Origin of the sequence: Corallococcus llansteffanensis (assembly GCF_003612055.1) — a bacterium.
Classification (GTDB): Bacteria; Myxococcota; Myxococcia; order Myxococcales; family Myxococcaceae; genus Corallococcus; species Corallococcus llansteffanensis.
Map to the genome: position 1 here is coordinate 1 of NZ_RAWB01000164.1, position 17,169 is coordinate 17,169.

14 protein-coding genes are annotated in these 17,169 nt (G+C 70.4%); 12 read left to right on the top strand and 2 right to left on the bottom strand.

Annotation, left to right across the window (positions count from 1 at the left end; all coding sequences use genetic code 11):
• Positions 1-534, top strand: a 534-nt coding sequence (locus D7V93_RS17285) for an SGNH/GDSL hydrolase family protein (RefSeq protein ID WP_147451207.1), incomplete at its 5' end; no start/stop codon positions are given.
• Between the two features lie 18 nt (positions 535-552).
• Here D7V93_RS17285 and D7V93_RS17290 read toward each other — a convergent pair.
• Positions 553-2,475: a GGDEF domain-containing protein gene (locus D7V93_RS17290; protein ID WP_120644454.1), complete on the bottom strand. Its 1,923-nt coding sequence runs from the start codon at positions 2,473-2,475 to the stop codon at positions 553-555.
• A 190-nt stretch (positions 2,476-2,665) separates the two neighbouring features.
• On the opposite strand from D7V93_RS17290, the gene pgeF reads away from it, so the two are divergent.
• From pgeF to D7V93_RS17330, 8 genes are all read left to right on the top strand, one after another.
• The gene (pgeF, locus tag D7V93_RS17295) at positions 2,666-3,436 is read left to right on the top strand and encodes a peptidoglycan editing factor PgeF (RefSeq protein ID WP_120644455.1); all 771 of its coding nucleotides are present in this window, start codon (positions 2,666-2,668) and stop codon (positions 3,434-3,436) included.
• 85 nt (positions 3,437-3,521) lie between these two features.
• On the top strand, positions 3,522-4,373 hold the full coding sequence (locus tag D7V93_RS17300; protein ID WP_372338325.1) for a tetratricopeptide repeat protein: 852 nt from the start codon (positions 3,522-3,524) through the stop codon (positions 4,371-4,373).
• Positions 4,374-4,400: 27 nt separating this feature from the next.
• A complete protein-coding gene (locus D7V93_RS17305) occupies positions 4,401-5,627 on the top strand; it encodes a LysM peptidoglycan-binding domain-containing protein (RefSeq protein WP_120644456.1) in 1,227 nt (408 codons plus the stop codon).
• 143 nt (positions 5,628-5,770) lie between these two features.
• On the top strand, positions 5,771-6,895 hold the full coding sequence (locus tag D7V93_RS17310; protein ID WP_120644457.1) for a DNA-processing protein DprA: 1,125 nt from the start codon (positions 5,771-5,773) through the stop codon (positions 6,893-6,895).
• Between the two features lie 23 nt (positions 6,896-6,918).
• Positions 6,919-9,573 carry a type I DNA topoisomerase gene (gene topA / locus D7V93_RS17315; protein ID WP_120644458.1) on the top strand — a complete coding sequence of 885 codons (2,655 nt, stop codon included), beginning with the start codon at positions 6,919-6,921 and terminating at the stop codon, positions 9,571-9,573.
• Positions 9,574-9,736: 163 nt separating this feature from the next.
• Entirely contained in the window at positions 9,737-10,489 is a 753-nt protein-coding gene (locus D7V93_RS17320) for a MotA/TolQ/ExbB proton channel family protein (RefSeq protein WP_120644459.1), read from the top strand.
• 25 nt (positions 10,490-10,514) lie between these two features.
• Complete coding sequence (locus tag D7V93_RS17325) at positions 10,515-11,042, top strand: ExbD/TolR family protein (RefSeq protein ID WP_120644460.1); 528 nt, start codon at positions 10,515-10,517, stop codon at positions 11,040-11,042.
• A 2-nt stretch (positions 11,043-11,044) separates the two neighbouring features.
• The gene (locus D7V93_RS17330; protein ID WP_120644461.1) at positions 11,045-11,620 is read left to right on the top strand and encodes an ExbD/TolR family protein; all 576 of its coding nucleotides are present in this window, start codon (positions 11,045-11,047) and stop codon (positions 11,618-11,620) included.
• A gap of 70 nt (positions 11,621-11,690) precedes the next feature.
• Here D7V93_RS17330 and D7V93_RS17335 read toward each other — a convergent pair whose 3' ends face one another.
• The gene (locus D7V93_RS17335; RefSeq protein ID WP_120644462.1) at positions 11,691-12,083 is read right to left on the bottom strand and encodes a TraR/DksA family transcriptional regulator; all 393 of its coding nucleotides are present in this window, start codon (positions 12,081-12,083) and stop codon (positions 11,691-11,693) included.
• A gap of 323 nt (positions 12,084-12,406) precedes the next feature.
• Between D7V93_RS17335 and trmFO the strand changes: the two genes are divergently transcribed.
• The 3 genes from trmFO to D7V93_RS17350 all read left to right on the top strand — a co-directional run.
• Positions 12,407-13,792 carry a methylenetetrahydrofolate--tRNA-(uracil(54)-C(5))-methyltransferase (FADH(2)-oxidizing) TrmFO gene (gene trmFO / locus D7V93_RS17340; protein WP_120644463.1) on the top strand — a complete coding sequence of 462 codons (1,386 nt, stop codon included), beginning with the start codon at positions 12,407-12,409 and terminating at the stop codon, positions 13,790-13,792.
• Complete coding sequence (locus tag D7V93_RS17345) at positions 13,789-15,411, top strand: gliding motility protein (protein WP_120644464.1); 1,623 nt, start codon at positions 13,789-13,791, stop codon at positions 15,409-15,411. The genes trmFO and D7V93_RS17345 overlap by 4 nt, the downstream gene beginning before the upstream one ends.
• Positions 15,412-15,518: 107 nt before the next feature.
• Positions 15,519-17,169 (top strand): kinesin (locus D7V93_RS17350; protein WP_120644465.1); only part of this gene is annotated, 1,651 nt, incomplete at its 3' end.

A 17,169-nucleotide genomic window follows, 5' to 3' on the forward strand; every position in this document is an offset into this window, starting at 1 on the left:
GGCGGGGGCTATCCCGACCGGCTCGCCTCGCGCCTCCGGCAGGGCGGCCTCCCCGTGGGCCACACCAACCTGGGGCAGAGCGGGGCGCGCATCCGCGACGTCGTCAACCACGCCCTCAAGCGCGTCGTCGCGTTGCAGCCCACGCTCATCACCCTGGGCGTGGGCACCAACGACCTCTGGCGAGGCACCGAGGTGGCGGAGTTCCAGGACGACCTGGACCGCATCGCCCGCCGCCTGAAGCAGACCGGCGCGTCCATGGTGGTGGTGAACCTGGCGGACATGGCGCTCGCGCCGGTGGCGAAGCTGGTGCCGAGCGCCCTGTACGAAGGGCGCATCGAGCCCTTCAACGACGCCATCGCCACGGTGGCCCGCTCGCACGGGCTCCACCTCGTGGACCTCTTCACCGCCAGCCGCGAGATGATCCCCCGGCGGCCGGACTTCTTCTGCGGGGATGGCTTCCACCCGTCCGCCGCGGGCTACGACGAGTGGGCGGACCTGATGCTGCCCGTGGTCCGCACGCTCATCCAGCGCTGAGCGCCGGCTTGCAGCGCCTCACGCCTTGGCGATGCCCGCCGGGGCCGGGGGCGTGGTGGGCGCGTCGGTGGGTGGCGCGGTGATGCTGCGCTCGCGGCCGGGGTGCATCTCCATGCCGGCCTCGAAGGCCGTCACCCGGTTGCGGCCCGTGCGCTTGCTGCAATAGAGCGCCGAGTCCGCGCAGTCGACGAGCGCCTCCTGCGTGGTGGCGTCCGTGGGGTAGTGCGACACGCCGATGGACACGGTGACGTGCCCGCCGGGCAGGCCTGGCCGGTTCAGCATGACGGCCTCCGCCACCGCGCGGCGCAGCGTCTCCGCGACCTCGAAGGCGGTCGCCTTGGAGACCTGGGGCAGCAGGAGCACGAACTCCTCGCCGCCGTAGCGCCCCAGCGTGTCCACCTTGCGCGCGCGGGTGCGCAGCACGTCGGAGACGCGGCGCAGTGTCTCGTCGCCGGCCCGGTGTCCGGCCAGGTCGTTGAGCCGCTTGAAGTGGTCCACGTCCACCATCAGCAGCGCCAGCGGCACGCCGAAGCGCTGGGCCCGCGCCAGCTCCAGGTCCAACCGCTGGAAGAGGTGACGGCGGTTGGGCACGCCCGTGAGCGCGTCCGTCAGCGTGAGCTTCACCGTCTCCGCGTGCAGCCGCGCGTTCGTCACCGCCGTGGCGGCCTGATCCGCCACCGCCGTGAAGAGCTCAATCTCCTCCCCGGAGAACGAGGCCGTCTCCTGCCGCTGGAAGTTGATCACGCCGAGCAGCGTCTCCGCGTGCACCATGGGCACGGACAAGAGCGAGCCCTGCTCCGTGCCGCGCAGGCCGCGCCGGGTGAAGATGCTGGTGCTGTCGGCGAGGTCCGGCAGGTACACCGCCTTGCGCGACTGGGCGGCCCGTCCGCACGCGCCCTCGCCCACGGCGAAGATGTGGCCCTCCAGGCCCCGGTCCTGCGGCCAGGCGTGCTTCACCTCCAGCATGCCCTCCTCGTTGAGGAGCATGATGGAGAAGTCGGGGATGTGCAGCCGCTCCACCACCAGGCGGGTGATGCGCGAGAGCAGCTCGTCCAGCTCCAACGTGGTGTTGAGCGAGCGCGCCACGTCGAACAGCAGCGACAGCTCCCGCAGGCGCTCCTCCAGCTCGTCCTTGAGCGCCAGCTTCTCCTTCACCAGCTCCAGGTCGCGGTGCGTGTCGATCTCCTCCACCTTCATGGAGGTGAGCCGCGCGAGCATCTGGTTGAAGGCCGCGCCCAGCCGCGAGATCTCGTCCGTGCCCCGGGCGTCCGCGCGCACCAGCAGGTCGCCGGACTCCGCGCGCCCCATGGCCTCGCTCAGCCGCTTGAGCGGGCGCGTGAGCACGAAGCGCAGGCTCAGCCACGTGACGAGCGCCAGGATGCCGACGAAGAGCACCATCGCCCCCAGCGCGTCCCGGAACACCGTCTGCAACTGACGGTGCATCGCGGGCTGGCCCAGGCGCACCTGCAACACGCCCATGCGCTGCGCGGCCTCGCTGGGATGACAGCCGGAGCACTCGGGGCCGCCCAGGGGGCGCACCACCTCCGTGCCATTCTCGCTGGAGCGCGCCGTCTCCGGCCCCGTCGCCGACAGCCGCTCGGCCTCCGGGTGCGGATGGCCCTGTTCGGCCGGGCGCCGGCTCCACCGGATGCGCCCGTTCGGCATCAGCACCCGCAGGTCCTCCACGGAGCGGAACAGCCGCGTGTCCGACGCCAGCACGTCCGCCACCGCCGCGTGCGGCGCGGCGCCCGGCGCCTGCGGCAGGATGAAGGTGGAGGCCACGAACTCCGCCAGCGCCAGCGCCTCCAGGTGGGTGCCCTCGTGGACCGCCTGTCGCGTCTCCCGCGAGAAGTGCCCCACGCCCAGCAACGCCACCACCAACCCTGGCAGGCCAATGCTCCAGAGGAGCTTCCTGCCAATCGTCTCGGAACCCAGGGCCATGTGCGGGGCGCAGTCTGCTCCGGCCCACGCGTCCTGTCCGCGTGTCGGAGTGTCCAGAAATTGTCAGCGGCGTGACACGGCCTGTCAAACGTACTCACGTCGAAATATTGAAACCAGGCTGCTGTTACCCAGTGAGTTCCCGTTTTCAGCGGCTGCGCCCGTGGCCCGGCCCAGGGAGAGATGCCCCCACATGTCCGCGACCCGGTCCACGCCCGAATTCCTCACGTCCTCGCTGCTGCCGGTGCCGCACGGCTTCGCCACCCGGGCGGGGGGCGTGTCGGAGGGGCCGTACGCGTCGCTGAACCTGGGGTTCTCCGTGGGCGACGAGCGCTCGCGCGTGGAGGAGAACCACGGGCGGCTGGCGCGGGCGGCGGGCGCGAAGCTGGGCGCGCTGTGCCGGGTGTCCCAGGTGCACGGCGACGTGGTGCTGGAAGCGCGGGGTGAGGCGGACGACGAGCTGCGCCCGACGCGCGGCGAGGCGGACGCGCTGTGGACGCAAGGGGAGGGGACCTGGGTGGCGGTGGGCACCGCGGACTGCGTGCCGGTGCTGCTGGTGGATCCGGAGGGGCGCCGGGTGGCGGCGGTGCACTCGGGTTGGAAGGGCACGGACCTGGAGATCAGCGCCCGCGCGGTGGAGGCGCTGGCGGCGCGGGGCTCGCGGCCGGAGCGACTGCTCGCGGCGGTGGGGCCGTGCATCCAGGCGTGCTGCTACGAGGTGTCGCCGGAGCTGGGCGACCGCTTCCGCGCGCGCTTCGGCCCGGACGTGGTGCGCGAAGGCGTCAAACCCCACCTGGACCTGCCTCGCGCGGTGAGGGCGTCGCTGGTGAAGGCGGGCCTCAAGCCGGAGCACGTGGACGTGCTACAGGCTTGTACGGCGTGTGAGCCTGAGCGGTTCTTCTCGCACCGGCGGGACGCGGGGCTCACCGGCCGGCATCTCAATTTCGTGCTACACCGCTTCTAGCGTCCCCCTGCAAGACCGGCCGTTTTCTTGACGGTCTCCGACCGGCCTTCCTATCCTCGACGCGGAATCCCCTCCGTCCAGGCTCGTGCCGGTGCGCCCCTTCTTCTTCCGCCTGTTTGCCGCCGTGGCGCTGTGCGCGCCGACCGCCTGCGCCACCACCGCCGCCTCCCAGGCGGAGGTGGGGCGGCTGGAAGCGGAGGTGCGCACGCTGCGCGCCTCCCAGGCGACGCTGGTGGAGCGCCTGGAGCGGCTGGAGAACCGCGACGCCGTCTCCCGCGCCCGGAACGTGGCCTCGCCCGCGTCCACGCCCGCTTCGCTGATCCCGAAGCCGAAGTCGGAGGAAGACGCCAGCGACGAGGCGCTGGGGCTGGCCCCGGCGGAGCTGGCGGTGGTGCGGCTCAAGCCGAAGAAGGAGCCCGCCCCGCGCATCGCCACGGCGGTGCCGGTGGTGGAGCCGGATCCGGACCAGATGGAGATGTTCATCAGCCCGGCGGAGGGCTCGTCGGGCGGCGCCCCGGCGTCCCAGACCCGCTCGGACGGGGTGCCGGACAAGGATCCGGCCATCCTCGAAGCCGAGTACGAGCACGCCGTGTCGCTCCTGCGCACCGGCAACGTGGAGGGGGGCGTGGATCAGCTCACGCGCTTCGCGGAAGCGAACCCCCGCCACCCGCGCGCGGACAACGCGCTGTACTTCACCGGTCTGGGGCAGATGGGCCTCCAGGATCCGACCAGCGCCGCGAAGACGTTCGAACGGCTCATCAAGACCTACCCCGCCGGGGATGCCATCCTGGACGGCATGCTCCGGCTCGCGGAGTGCCGGGTGCGGCTGAATCAGGCCGTGGATGCCCGGGCCCTCTATACTCGCGTCGTCACCCAGTTCCCGGGGACGGCCGCCGCCACGCAGGCGGAGCAGCGGCTCGCCGCGCTCTCGCCGTAAGCCCCTTTCGTGAAAGGACGTCGTCCGATGCGCTCCCGGATCCTCGCCTCTCTGCTCGTGCCCCTCGCCGTCGCGCCGGCGTGGACGGCCCATGCCCAGCAGCAGGACGCGCAAGAGGAGGAACCGCAGCAGGCCAGTCCGGAGACGGAAGGGCAGGACATCTCCGACGACGCCGCCGAGCGGCCCACCTCCGTCACGCTCCCGCCCGGCGCTCCCCAGGGCCGCGAGAGCGCTCCCGGCCAGGTGCACACCGTGGAGGGCGGAGACACGCTGTGGGACCTGTCCCAGCGCTACCTGGGCAGCCCCTGGTACTGGCCCAAGGTCTGGTCCTACAACCCGCAGATCGCCAACCCGCACTGGATCTACCCGGGCAACAACGTGAAGTTCTTCCCGGGCGGCGAAGAGGTGCCCTCGCGCGTGGAGGCGGGTGACCTGCCCTCCGACGACGTGCAGGCGCCCCAGGACGTGAGCGGCGGCAGCCTGGTGTCGGTGGTGGGGAAGATCGGCTACGACCCGTCCACCTCGCGGCCCGTGACGACCAAGGGCTTCGTGACGGCGAAGGAGCTGGACGAGGCGGGCCGCATCGAAGGCTCCTCCTCCGAGGCGCTGATGCTGTCGGCCCCGGAGAAGGTCTACCTGCGCTTCAAGAAGCGCGGGGGCGCCAAGGTGGGGGACCGCTACGTCATCTTCCACACCGTGGAGCCGGTGAAGCACCCGGTGACGGGCGCCCGCGCCGGGTTCCTCACGGAGCTCCTGGGCACGGTGCAGGTCATCGCCATCAACAACGACGTGGTCACCGCGCGCATCACGGAGACGTGGGACCCCATCGAGCGCGGCAACTACGTGGGCCCGTCCAGCGAGCGGCTGTCGGAGCGCGTCTCGCCCAAGCCCAACGCCAAGGAGATCCCCGGCTACGTGCTGACGCCGATGACGCCGGGCCAGACGCTGCTGGGTGAGCACCACTTCATCGTCGTGGACCGCGGCACCGCGGACGGCGTCCAGGTGGGCAACGTCTTCACCATCGAGCGCAAGGGCGACCCCAGCCTCGACGTGCTCGGCCGCAGCGACGTCCGGATGGGCGATGTGGGCAAGAGCAAGCAGGGCGCCTACCCGTGGGAGGGTGTCGCCCAGTGCATGGTCACCGAGGTGCGCGAGCGGACCTCCAACTGCATCCTCACCCGGTCCCTGGTGGAGGTCTCCGCGGGCGACCGCGCCACCATGCGCAAGGACGGAGCCCCCACCGCCAGCCGCTAGCCCCGGGCTCGGAAGCGGCAGGAAAGCTGCATTCCGGCCCGCCGCGGATGGGCGGGCCGCTTGACCACCGATGGTCCGGTGTTATGTGTCACGCCCCTCCCGGGTCCACCTCTATATAGGTGGGAAACAGGCGGGGGACGGGTATGGCAGACACCGACACGGGCACACTCACCGGAGAACACCGCGCCTGCCTGGCGCTCTGGGCCGTCCCTGGCCTGGGGACCCGGACGTTGGCGGCCGTGCGTGCGTTCGCCGGAGGGGACCTGTCCCGCCTCGCGTCCACCCCCGTGCGGGACTGGGTGTCCGACGTTCCGGTCCCCACCGCCGTCCGCCAGCGCCTGGCGACCGTCGCGGCGCTGGATGACGTGGCCTCGCAGGTGGAGTCCGCCTGCGCCGTGGCGGGCATCCGGGTGGCCTTCGCGGGCGCGCCGGCCCATCCCGCCCGGTTGGTGGGGCTGGAGGACGCGCCCCCGCTCCTGTTCTACCGGGGAGAGCCCGGACCGCCCCGGCGACGGCTGGCGATGGTGGGCAGCCGCCACCCCGACCAGGGCTTCCTGCCGTTCGCGCGCACGTTCGCCCGGAAGGTCTCGGAGGCGGGCGTGGGTGTGGTGTCGGGTGCGGCGGAGGGCGTGGACCGGGCGTGCCATTGGGGCGCGCTGGATGCAGGTGGGGAGACGTGGGCCTTCCTGGGTTCGGCCCTGGACCAGCTGGACCCGGCCCAGGCCCGCCTGCTGCCCCACTTCCTAGAGCGGGGCGGGGTGTTCTTCAGCGAGCTGCCGCCCGGGGTCCGGGCGAGCACGACGACCTTCCCCCGGCGCAACCGACTCATCGCTGGGGCGTCGGACGCGGTGCTGGTGATGCGGGCCGGGCTGGAGTCCGGGAGCCTGTACACGGCGGACGCGGCCCGGGCGCAGGGCCGTCCGGTGTTCGCCCTTCCCGGGGACGTCTGGCAGCCAGCGGCGGCGGGGTGCAACGCCCTGCTGGCGGACGGACGGGCCCGGGCATGCACGTCCGCCGAAGCGATCTGCGCGGTGGTGGGCGTTCATCCCGGCCGGGCGGTGCCCGCGGGGCGTGAAGGAGGTTGGTGGGAGGCGCTGTCGGTGGAAGCGCGCGGGGCGTATGGGCTGTTGGACAGGGTTCCCCGGTCTTTTGACGAGGTGCTCGCCGGCAGCCCGCTGTCCCCCGCCGCGCTCACGAGCGCCCTGGTGGAGTTGGAATTGTCGGGGCTGGTGGTCCAGCACCCGGGTAAACGGTACGAGAAGGTTTGAAGGCAGTCCGAGGTAGGAGAGCCATGGCCACGCGGAAGAAGACACAGGCGGCGCAGACGGAAGCGGCGACGGAGGAGACGCCCAAGAAGGCGGCTTCCAAGAAGCCAGCGGCCAAGAAGGCGCCCGCCAAGAAGAAGACGGCGGCGAAGAAGGCCTCGGCCAAGAAGAAGACGGCGGCCCGCCGCCGTGGCGCGGCCGGCGAGGACTTGCCCACCGTGGACGCGGATGCCGACGCGGAGGAGGAAGTCCCCGAGCGCCGTGGCAAGGGCCCGCACTACCTGGTGGTGGTGGAGTCGCCCGCCAAGGCCAAGACGATCAAGAAGTACCTGGGCTCTGGCTACACGGTGAAGGCATCCGTGGGGCACGTGAAGGATCTGCCCAAGAGCAAGATCGGCGTCGACGTGGAGGACGACTTCAAGCCCGAGTACACGGTCATCAAGGGCAAGGAGAAGGTCCTCAACGAGCTGAAGAAGACGGCCAGGACGGTGGACCGCGTGTTCCTCGCGACGGACCCCGACCGCGAGGGCGAGGCCATCGCCTGGCACATCAAGGAGGAGCTGGCCCACCCGGACTCCCTCCGGGTGACCTTCAACGAGATCACCAAGAAGGCGGTGCAGGAAGCCATCGCCAATCCGCGCGAGCTCAACCAGGACAACTACGACTCGCAGCAGACCCGGCGCATCCTGGACCGGCTCGTCGGCTATCAAATCTCGCCGCTGCTCTGGAAGAAGATCCGCCGCGGCCTGTCCGCCGGCCGCGTGCAGTCCGTGGCGGTGCGCCTCATCGTGGAGCGCGAGGCGGAGATCAAGGCCTTCACGCCCGAGGAGTACTGGACGCTGGACGCGCTGGTGCAGGGCCCGCAGGGGCCGCCGCCCTTCAAGGCGAAGCTGTCCCGCGTGGACGGCAAGAAGGTGGAGCTGAAGGACCGCGCCACCACGGACGGGCTCGTCGCGGAGCTGAAGGACGCGCCCTTCACCGTGACCAAGGTGGACCGCAAGGAGCGCCGCCGCAACGCGCCCGCGCCCTTCATCACCTCCAAGCTCCAGCAGGAGGCGGCGAACCGGCTGCACTTCACCGCCAAGAAGACGATGACGCTGGCGCAGAAGCTGTACGAAGGCGTGCCGCTGGGTGAGGAGGGCCAGACGGCGCTCATCACGTACATGCGCACGGACTCCACGCGTCTGTCGGACGACGCCGTGACGCAGGTGCGTGAGTTCATCGGGCAGAAGTACGGCGCGGACTACCTCCCGCCGGAGCCCATGGTCTACAAGAGCCGCAAGAGCGCCCAGGACGCGCACGAGGCCATCCGGCCCACGTCGCTGGAGTACCCGCCCGAGCGCGTGCGTCCCTTCTTCGACGCGATGGACGAGTCGGACATGTTCCGGCTGTACGAGCTCATCTGGAACCGCTTCGTCGCGTGCCAGATGAAGCCCGCCGTGTATGACCAGACGGCCGCGGACATCACCGCGGGCCGCGCCACCTTCCGCGCGTCCGGCAGCACCCTGAAGTTCCCCGGCTACCTGGGCGTCTACGGCGCCGGCCTCACGCCGGAAGAGGAGTCCGAGCGCGACAAGGCCAAGGCCGCCGGTGAAGAGGGCGCCGAGGACGTGGTGGGAGAATTGCCGCCCCTCAACGAGGGCGAGGTGCTGGCCCTGCACAAGCTGCTCAACGAGCAGCACTTCACCCAGCCGCCCCCGCGCTTCAGCGAGGCCACGCTGGTGAAGGAGCTGGAGGAGCGCGGCATCGGACGTCCGTCCACGTACGCGGCCATCCTCTCCAACATCCAGGACAAGAAGTACGTGGAGAAGCTGGAGAGCCGCTTCCGTCCCACGGACCTGGGGCAGATGACCAACGAACTCCTGGTGAAGCACTTCCCCCATGAGCTGGACGTGACGTTCACGGCCAGCATGGAGGAGAAGCTCGACCAGATCTCCGAAGGCGGCGCGAGCTGGAAGACCGTCCTCCACGACTTCTACGGGCCCTTCAAGGAGACCCTGGAGAAGGCCGAAGCGGAGATGCGCGACGTCAAGCGCGAGGAGATCAAGACCGACATCGCGTGCGAGAAGTGCGGCAACCCGTTCGTCATCAAGTTCGGGAAGATGGGCCACTTCCTCGCCTGCTCGAACTACCCCGACTGCAAGAACACCAAGGACTTCAAGCGGGACGCCGAAGGCAAGATCGTCATCGTGGAGGAGGAGACCACGGACGAGAAGTGCGAGAAGTGCGCGAAGCCCATGGTGATCAAGCGCGGCCGGTTCGGGCGCTTCATGGCGTGCTCGGGCTACCCGGACTGCAAGACGTCCAAGCCCATCTCCATCGGCGTGTCGTGCCCGGAGTGCAAGGTGGGCTACCTCACCGAGCGCCGCAGCGGCCGCGGGAAGATCTTCTTCGGCTGCAACCGGTATCCGGAGTGCAAGTTCGCCGCGTGGGACCGGCCGCTCGCGGAGGCGTGCCCGCAGTGCGCGTCGCCGTACCTGCTGCAGAAGTACTCCAAGCGGGATGGCGCCTACATCGCCTGCCCGAACAAGGAATGCGACTACCGCCGCGAGGTGGTGGAGCAGGGCCTGCCCGGCGTCGCCGCGGAGGGCTCTGCGCAGGGCTCCTCCGGGGCTGCCCCGGAGGCGCTCGCTGGAGCCGCCGGAGGAGCGGTCGCCCCCCCGGCTTCTTCGGTGAGCTGAGCGGAAACCCCAGTCATTCCAGGGGGGTGGCTTGCCCCCCCTGGCTTGACACCCTCGGCGGCGAAGTCCTACAAGTCCGGATTGCTCCCGGCCCGTGATCGCACGCCCCTGCCTGTTCCTGGCAGGGGTGCGCGCGGGGGGTAGCGAAAGGACGCAATCCGCGATGACTCCCCCCGTGAACGAGTTGCTGAGCATGGTGTTGGCCGAGGCAGCTCCCGCGGCCGGCCATGCTTCCTCCGGAGGTCTGGGGGATTTCATCGTCGGCGCGTTCAAGGCCGGCGGTCCGTTCATGTTCGTGAACCTGTTCTGGCTGGCCGCCTCGGTGGCCGTCATCGGGGAGCGCGCGGTGACGCTGCTGTTCCGCTACCGGCTCAACGCGGCCGCGTTCATCGAACAGGTCCACAAGATGGTCCGCAGCGGCAACCTGGACCGCGCGGTGAAGTTCTGCGGCATGGCGCCGCGCTCGCCGCTGGCCCGCGTCATCCGCGCGGGGCTCATCAACGCGAACCGCGGCGAGCTGGAAGTGGCCAAGGCCGTGGAGGAGGCGCTGGCGGAGTACACGCCGCACGTGTCCCGCCGGGTGCAGTGGCTGTGGTCGCTCGCGAACATCGCGACGCTGGTGGGCCTCGTCGGCACCATCGTGGGCCTCATCGGCACCTTCCGCGCGCTGGGCAACGTGCCGGCGGAGCAGAAGCAGGCGCTGCTCTCCAACGGCATCTCGGAGGCCATGTACAACACGGGCTTCGGCCTCTCCATCGCGGTGCTCTGCATCGTGGCGCACCTGTTCTTCAGCACCTTCGCGAAGAACATGGTGGAGAGCGTGGAGCTCAACGCGCTGAAGCTGGAGAACCTGCTGTCGCGGCGCGGCTCGCTGGAAGTGGTTCCGGCGGACGACGACGTCCGGGCGGCCTCGTAGTCCACGCCAGCCTCCGGATAACTGAATGGCGTTCTACTACTCCCGCCGCAAGCTGAAGCCGAGGGAAGAGGAAGAGGGGGGCGAGCTGAACATCGTCCCGTACCTCGACATCCTCATGAACCTCATCATCTTCATGCTGCTGTCGATTACCGGCCTCACGGCCTTCGGCGCGCTCAACGTGAACGCGCCCGCGTACGGCGGGGCCGCCGCCAGCGCGGGCCAGGCGGACGCGGACGCGCCCAAGCTGATGCTGTCGGTGCTCATCTCCCAGAAGGGGCTCTACGTCCGGGGCAACAGCGAGGACGCCACGCCGTTCGCGCTCGGGGCTCCCACCGTGCCGGTGCGCGCGGACGGCACCCATGACTACGCGGCGCTCAACGCGCGCATGGTGAAGCTCAAGGCGGCGTTTCCGCAGGAGACGAAGGTCATCGTCGTGGCGGATCCGGACATCCCCTACGACGCGCTGATCCAGACGATGGATGCCCTGCGCGAGACGCCGGGCCCCACCGAGCGCAAGCTGCTGTTCCCCGACGTCACCCTGGGCACCCTGTAGCCATGTCCGAACCCGCGCCCCCGACCGCCGCCGAAGCCGAGCAGCTCGCGCGCATGCGCTACCGCCGTGCCCTCACGCGCAAGAAGCGCAAGGAGCGCGAGGCCGCCACGGAGGTGAAGGAGCTCAACATCACCGCGATGATGGACATGATGACCATCATCCTGGTGTTCCTCCTGAAGTCCTTCGCGTCGTCCTCCGCGGCCATCACCGCGTCCGAGGACGTGCGTCCGCCGGTGTCCTCCACGCGCGCGACGCCGAAGGACACGGTGGCCATCACCATCACCCCCAAGAACATCCTCGTGGGGGACCGCGAGGTGGTGCGGCTGAAGGACGGTCGCATCCCGCCCGCGCAGCTCCAGGGACGGCTGGTGCTGGGGCTGGATGCTCAGCTGAAGAAGGAAGTGGACAAGCTCAAGTTCATCGCCAAGCGCAACCCGGCGGCGCCGTTCAGCCACGAGCTGTCCGTCATCGCGGACAAGATGGTGCCGTACGACCTGCTCATCACCGTGCTCTACACGGCGGGCCAGAACGAGCTGGAGAACTACCGCTTCATCGTGCTCCAGCGCGACGCGGAGTAGGCCTCCCGTCGCCAGGACGCACGACTCCCCCGCGCGGGATGGACGCACGGGGGAGGGCCTGGTGTTTTCGCTAGAGGGACAGGCTGCCCACGTGCCGCGCGGCGTCTCGCGTCTCCTGCTCGTGGAGGGCGGCGTCCTCCTCGCAGCGGATGGCGAAGGGCATGGCCTCCAGCCGGTCCAGCGAGATCTCGTTGCCGCAGTCCACGCACTCGCCGAACACGTCCGTGTCCATGCGTCGCAGCGCGGCGTCGATGAGCATGATCTCCCGGCGCTGGGCTTCAATCAGCGTGGACAGGGTGTAGTCCGCCAGCTCCGCCTGGGCCTGCTCCTCGTACTCGGGATCGCGCTCCTGGTCCTTCAGCGCGGCCAGCTCCCGGCGAGCGCCCGACTGGGCATCCTCGGTCGTCTTGCGGCGCTTCTGGAGAAGCTCACGGATCCTCAGCAGATCGTTGGTTCGGCTCATGGCGGCGTCACTCCCATCCCGGTTCACGGTTGAACGGCGCTCGCTGTCCGGAAGGAAGATGTGGCGTCCCGGAGCGAAGACCGCGAGAAACCTAGGGTTGGATCCCAGGTGGGGAAACCTCGCCTGCCTTCTGCGCACGTCTGGCGGGACGCAGGGCAGACGGGCGGGCATGGCCCGTGTGGGAAGCCCCCTGGAAACGAAAAGAAGACGCGGGGTTGACGGGCTGCGTTCGCGGCTGGGAAAGGGCGCGGCCTTCCTGCTAACAGGGGCGCGGTGGTCGCCCTGGCACCGGGGCCCCGGAAGTACCGGGCTTGGGAGGTTGCATGTCGGACGTGAAGCAGCGGGTGACGGTGATTGGCGGGGGGCTGGCGGGGACCGAGTGCGCGTACCAGCTCGCGCGGCGCGGCGTGCCGGTGGTGCTGCGGGAGATGAAGCCGCACAAGCGATCGCCGGCGCACAAGTCGGACGCGCTCGCGGAGCTGGTGTGCAGCAACTCGCTGCGCTCGGACAACCCGGAGAGCGCCATTGGCCTGCTGCACGCGGAGCTGCGCGCGCTGGGCTCGCTGGTGCTTTCCAGCGCGGACCTGCACCGCGTGCCCGCGGGCGACGCGCTGGCGGTGGAGCGCGAGGGCTTCTCGCGGGAGATCACCACGCGGCTCCAGTCCGGCGCGGGCGTGGAGGTGGTGGCGGGCGAGGTGGAGCGGCTTCCGGAGGACGGCGTGGTGGTGGTGGCGACGGGGCCGCTGACGTCGGACGCGCTCACGGCGGAGCTGGAGCGCCACGTGGGCACGAAGCTCTACTTCTACGACTCCATCGCGCCCATCCTGTCCGGGGACTCCATCGACATGGACGTGGCGTTCCGCCAGAGCCGCTACGGCAAGGGCGGCGGGGACGACTACCTCAACCTGCCGATGAATCGGGACGAGTACTACCGCTTCGTGAACGAGGTGAAGGCGGGCCAGAAGCTCGTTCCGCACAGCTTCGAGGAACCGAAGTACTTCGAAGGGTGTCTGCCCATTGAAGTGATGGCGGAGCGCGGGGACGACACGCTGGCGTTCGGGCCGCTCAAGCCGGTGGGCCTGAAGGATCCGCGCACGGGGAAGGACCCGTACGCGGTGGTGCAACTGCGCATGGAGGACAAGGCGGGCACGGCGTGGAACATGGTGGGCTTCCAGACGCGCCTGACGTGGGGCGAGCAGAAGCGCATCTTCATGGCGTGCATCCCGGGCCTCCAGAACGCGGAGTTCCTGCGGATGGGGCAGATCCACCGCAACACGTTCATCGACTCGCCGCGCCTGCTGGCGGAGGACCTGTCGCTGAAGACGGAGCGGCGGGTGTTCTTCGCGGGGCAGGTGACGGGCGTGGAGGGCTACGTGGAGAGTGCGGCGTGCGGCTACCTGGTGGCGCTGGCGGTGCATGCGCGCCTGACCGGAACCGCGTTCGTGCCGCCTCCGGCGACGACGGCGCTGGGCTCGCTGTACCGGCACGTCACGGGGGAGGCGCACCCGCCGGACCACCCGCACCAGCCCACCAACGTCATCTACGGCCTGTTCCCGCCCTTGTCGGGGCGGATGAAGAAGGCGGACAAGCGCGCGGCCTACTCGGCGCGGGCGAAGCAGGACCTGGCGGCGTGGCTGCCACACGCGGGCGTCTCCGACACGGGCGCCCCGCAAGCGACGGACCCGACGGAAGAACAGAGGAGCGCATGAAGCGACCTGGGATGGTGGGCCTCGTGGCCCTGCTGGCGGTGCTGGGGTGCAAGAAGGGCGAGGACGGAGCCGAGGCGCCGTCCCAGCGCAGCGCCGCGAAGGACGACACGGTCCGCAGCGCGGCGAAGGGCAAGGCGGTGGTGGGCGGGCAGGGGCAGCAGCTCGCGGCGGGGCGCGCGGCGGACCTGCGCCTGTCTCCGGACGGGCAGTTCGCCACGTACCTGCTCAACGGCCAGAAGCCCCGGCTGGACGGCATCCCGCCGCAGATGCTGGTGGGCTCGCTGTACGTGGTGCCGGTGGCGGGCGGGAAGCCGCGCGAGCTGGGCGACGGCGTGACGAACGTGCCGGGCAGCCTGCTGTTCTCCTCGGACTCCCGGCACCTGCTGTACGTGACGGGCTACAACCCGGCCTCGCAGTCGGGCGAGCTGCATGCGCTGGCGCTGACGGACGCGGCGGCGGAGCCGGTGAAGCTGGGCTCGGCGGTGAGCTACCTGCTGCCCAGCCCGGACGGCGCGAACGTGGCCTTCGTCGACGGCGGCGTGCTGAAGCTGGGCAAGCTGCCGGAGGGGCCGTTCCAGGACGTGGCGGCGGAGGTGAGCACCGCGCAGTTCACGCCGGACGGCAAGACGCTGCTCTTCAAGCGCCGGCTGTCGGCCGCGGGCGGGCTGGCGGCGGTGACGGTGGGCGTCAACGAGCCGCCGCGGAAGCTGGCGGATCAGGTGGGCGACTACGAGGTGTCGTCGGACGGCAAGCGCGTGGCGTACCAGGTGCGCAGCGAGGCCGTGCGCGGCATGTACGACCTGTTCCTCGCGGAGGTGCCGGCGCTGAAGGGCCAGCGGCTCGCGGTGGGGACGAAGGTGTTCGGCTTCTCTCCGGACGGCCAGTGGCTGGCGCGCACGGAGAACGGCAAGCCGGAGCTGCTGGGCGACCTGTACGTGGGCCCTGCTTCCGGTGGGCCGGGGCGCAAGGTGGGCGAGCAGGTGGAGGAGATGGCGTTCGCGCCGGACTCGAAGGCGGTGGGCTTCCTGGAGAAGTACGACCAGCCGTCGCGCGCGGGCGCGATGACCGTGGCGTCGCTGCCGGACGGCGCGCCCAAGCGCGTGGGGACCCGGGTGCCCAACTTCGTGTGGGGTTCGGACAGCCGCTACGTGGCGTTCCTGTCCCGCTTCGTGAAGCCTGTGTTCTCCGTGGACCTGATGCTGTACGCGCTGGGGCAGGAGAAGGCGGAGAAGGTGCAGCCGGGCGTGTTCGGCTATGGGTTCGCGCCGAACAACAGCGCGGTGGTGTTCCGCACCAACTGCATCCGCAACGGTCGCGCGTGTGACTTCAAGGCGCTGGACCTGGAGCAGCGGCAGGCCGAGGCGAAGACGTGGCTGCAGGGCATCTTCAGCTACAAGATCTCCAACGACGGGGCCCGCGTGCTGGCGACGTATGCGCGCATGGACTCGGACACCTACGACGTGGCCGTCTACGACGTGAAGACGGGCGCGCGGAAGACGCTCGACCAGGGCGTGCAGGTGCCGACGTACTTCGCGGGCAAGGACGACGCGCGTGCCGTCTACATCATCGGCCAGGGGCAGAACCCCGGCGTGTACACCGCCGTCGCGTCGCCGCAGTAGCGCGGGACCCAGGGGGCGGCAGGGGCAGACGTCCCTTCCGCCTTCTTTCACGGACAGGGGGTTGAGGCGTGCACACGCGGGGCGGGTGTGCTGTCTTCCCCCGCCGAATGCCACAACTCGTCTATCGCCGTTACGGTGGTTCGCTCCAGGTCGACATCCCCGACTTCAACACGCTCACCGAAGCGGTGCGCATCCCCGCGACGCAGTGGATGGCGCTCGCGTGTCCGCTGGAGGGCATCGCGTGTGATCCGCGCTTCCTCGCGCTGATGGACGCGGACGGCAACCACCGCATCCGCGTGGAGGAGCTGCGGGGCGCGGTGGACTGGACGGCGGCACGGCTGACGGACCGCAAGGGCGCGGACGCGGGCAGCGACGTGCTGGAGCTCTCCGCGCTCTCGCCCACGGCCAGCAAGCTGCAGGGTGCGGCGGAGCTGGTGCTGCGCACGCTCCAGGCGACGGACACCACGCGCCTGTCGCTGGAGCAGCTGCGGACGAGCGACAAGGCGCTGCGCGACGCGGGCAAGAACGGGGACGGCATCATCGCGCCCGCGTCGCTGCCGGAGCAGCTGCGGCCCCTGGCGCAGGCCATCATCGCGGCCTTCCCGGCGGTGACGAACCGCGCGGGCCTGGTGGGGGTGAACGTCGAGCTGGTGCAGCGCTTCCGCACGGAGCGGGCCGCGCTGCTGGCGCACCTGGCCGGACGCGACGCGGTGTTCACCTGGGGCGCGACGAGCCTGGAGCAGGCGAAGCGCGTCCACGAGGTCGCGCCGCTGCTGGAGGGCTACTTCGTGCAGTGCCGGCTGGTGGCCGCGCAACCGGAAGCCGCCGCCAGCCTGCGCCTGCGCGCGGAGCGGGTGGAAGGGGCGCTCGGCGACCTGGGCGCGATGGGGAAGGCCGCGGGCGAGTTGCCCATCGCGGCGCCGGATCCGTCGGGCGTGCTGGTGTGGGCGAAGCTGTACCGCGGCCCCGGCTACGAGCGGCTGGAGGCCTTCCACCAGGAGGTGGCGACGCCGCTCCTGGGCGACGGCGTGAAGCTGACGGACACCGCGTGGCGGGATCTGTCCGCGAGGGCGGAGGCCATCCTCGGTTGGCAGGCGAAGAAGGACACCAGCGCGCTGCACGCGGTGGCGGACACGCTGGCCACGGTGTCGGACGAGGCGCTGGACGCGCTGGAGTCCGCGAGCCGCGAGGACCTGTCGCTCAAGGACACGCTGGACGTCATCGCGGAGCTGGAGCGGCTGGTGCTGTACCAGCGCTGGCTGCTGTTGTTCGCCAACAACTTCATCAGCATGCCCAGCCTGTATCTGCCCCGGATGCGCGCGCTGATGGAGAAGGGCACGCTCATCCTGGGCGGGCGCAAGTACACGCTGTCGGTGCTGGTGACGGATCGCGCGTCGCACTCGGCGCTGACGGGGCAGGGCACCACCTGCATCCTCTACGTGAAGGTGATGCCCAAGGACGGCGCGGACGGCTACGAGGTGGCGGTGCCTGTCACCTCCGGCCGCAGCACGGACCTCGTCGTGGGCAAGCGCGGCGTGTTCTACGACGTGGATGGCAAGGAGCACGACGCCATCGTCACGCAGGTCATCCGCCAGCCGGTGTCGCTCTGGGAAGCGATGACGATGCCGTTCATGCGCATCGGCGCGTTCATCACGAGCAAGGTGGAGGGCCTGGCGGCGTCGGGGGACAAGGACTTCAACGCCTCGCTGGAGGCGGGCTACAAGCAGACGGTGACGGCCCCTCCGCCCCCCGCGACTC

What these genes read in the sequence shown, in the direction of transcription:
- pgeF (WP_120644455.1), top strand. Translation starts at nt 2,666, where the DNA reads ATGTCCGCGACCCGGTCCACGCCCGAATTCCTCACGTCCTCGCTGCTG.
- D7V93_RS17320 (WP_120644459.1), top strand. Translation starts at nt 9,737, where the DNA reads ATGACTCCCCCCGTGAACGAGTTGCTGAGCATGGTGTTGGCCGAGGCA.
- D7V93_RS17305 (WP_120644456.1), top strand. Translation starts at nt 4,401, where the DNA reads ATGCGCTCCCGGATCCTCGCCTCTCTGCTCGTGCCCCTCGCCGTCGCG.
- trmFO (WP_120644463.1), top strand. Translation starts at nt 12,407, where the DNA reads ATGTCGGACGTGAAGCAGCGGGTGACGGTGATTGGCGGGGGGCTGGCG.
- D7V93_RS17325 (WP_120644460.1), top strand. Translation starts at nt 10,515, where the DNA reads ATGGCGTTCTACTACTCCCGCCGCAAGCTGAAGCCGAGGGAAGAGGAA.
- D7V93_RS17290 (WP_120644454.1), bottom strand. Translation starts at nt 2,475, where the DNA reads ATGGCCCTGGGTTCCGAGACGATTGGCAGGAAGCTCCTCTGGAGCATT.
- D7V93_RS17345 (WP_120644464.1), top strand. Translation starts at nt 13,789, where the DNA reads ATGAAGCGACCTGGGATGGTGGGCCTCGTGGCCCTGCTGGCGGTGCTG.
- topA (WP_120644458.1), top strand. Translation starts at nt 6,919, where the DNA reads ATGGCCACGCGGAAGAAGACACAGGCGGCGCAGACGGAAGCGGCGACG.
- D7V93_RS17310 (WP_120644457.1), top strand. Translation starts at nt 5,771, where the DNA reads ATGGCAGACACCGACACGGGCACACTCACCGGAGAACACCGCGCCTGC.
- D7V93_RS17335 (WP_120644462.1), bottom strand. Translation starts at nt 12,083, where the DNA reads ATGAGCCGAACCAACGATCTGCTGAGGATCCGTGAGCTTCTCCAGAAG.
- D7V93_RS17330 (WP_120644461.1), top strand. Translation starts at nt 11,045, where the DNA reads ATGTCCGAACCCGCGCCCCCGACCGCCGCCGAAGCCGAGCAGCTCGCG.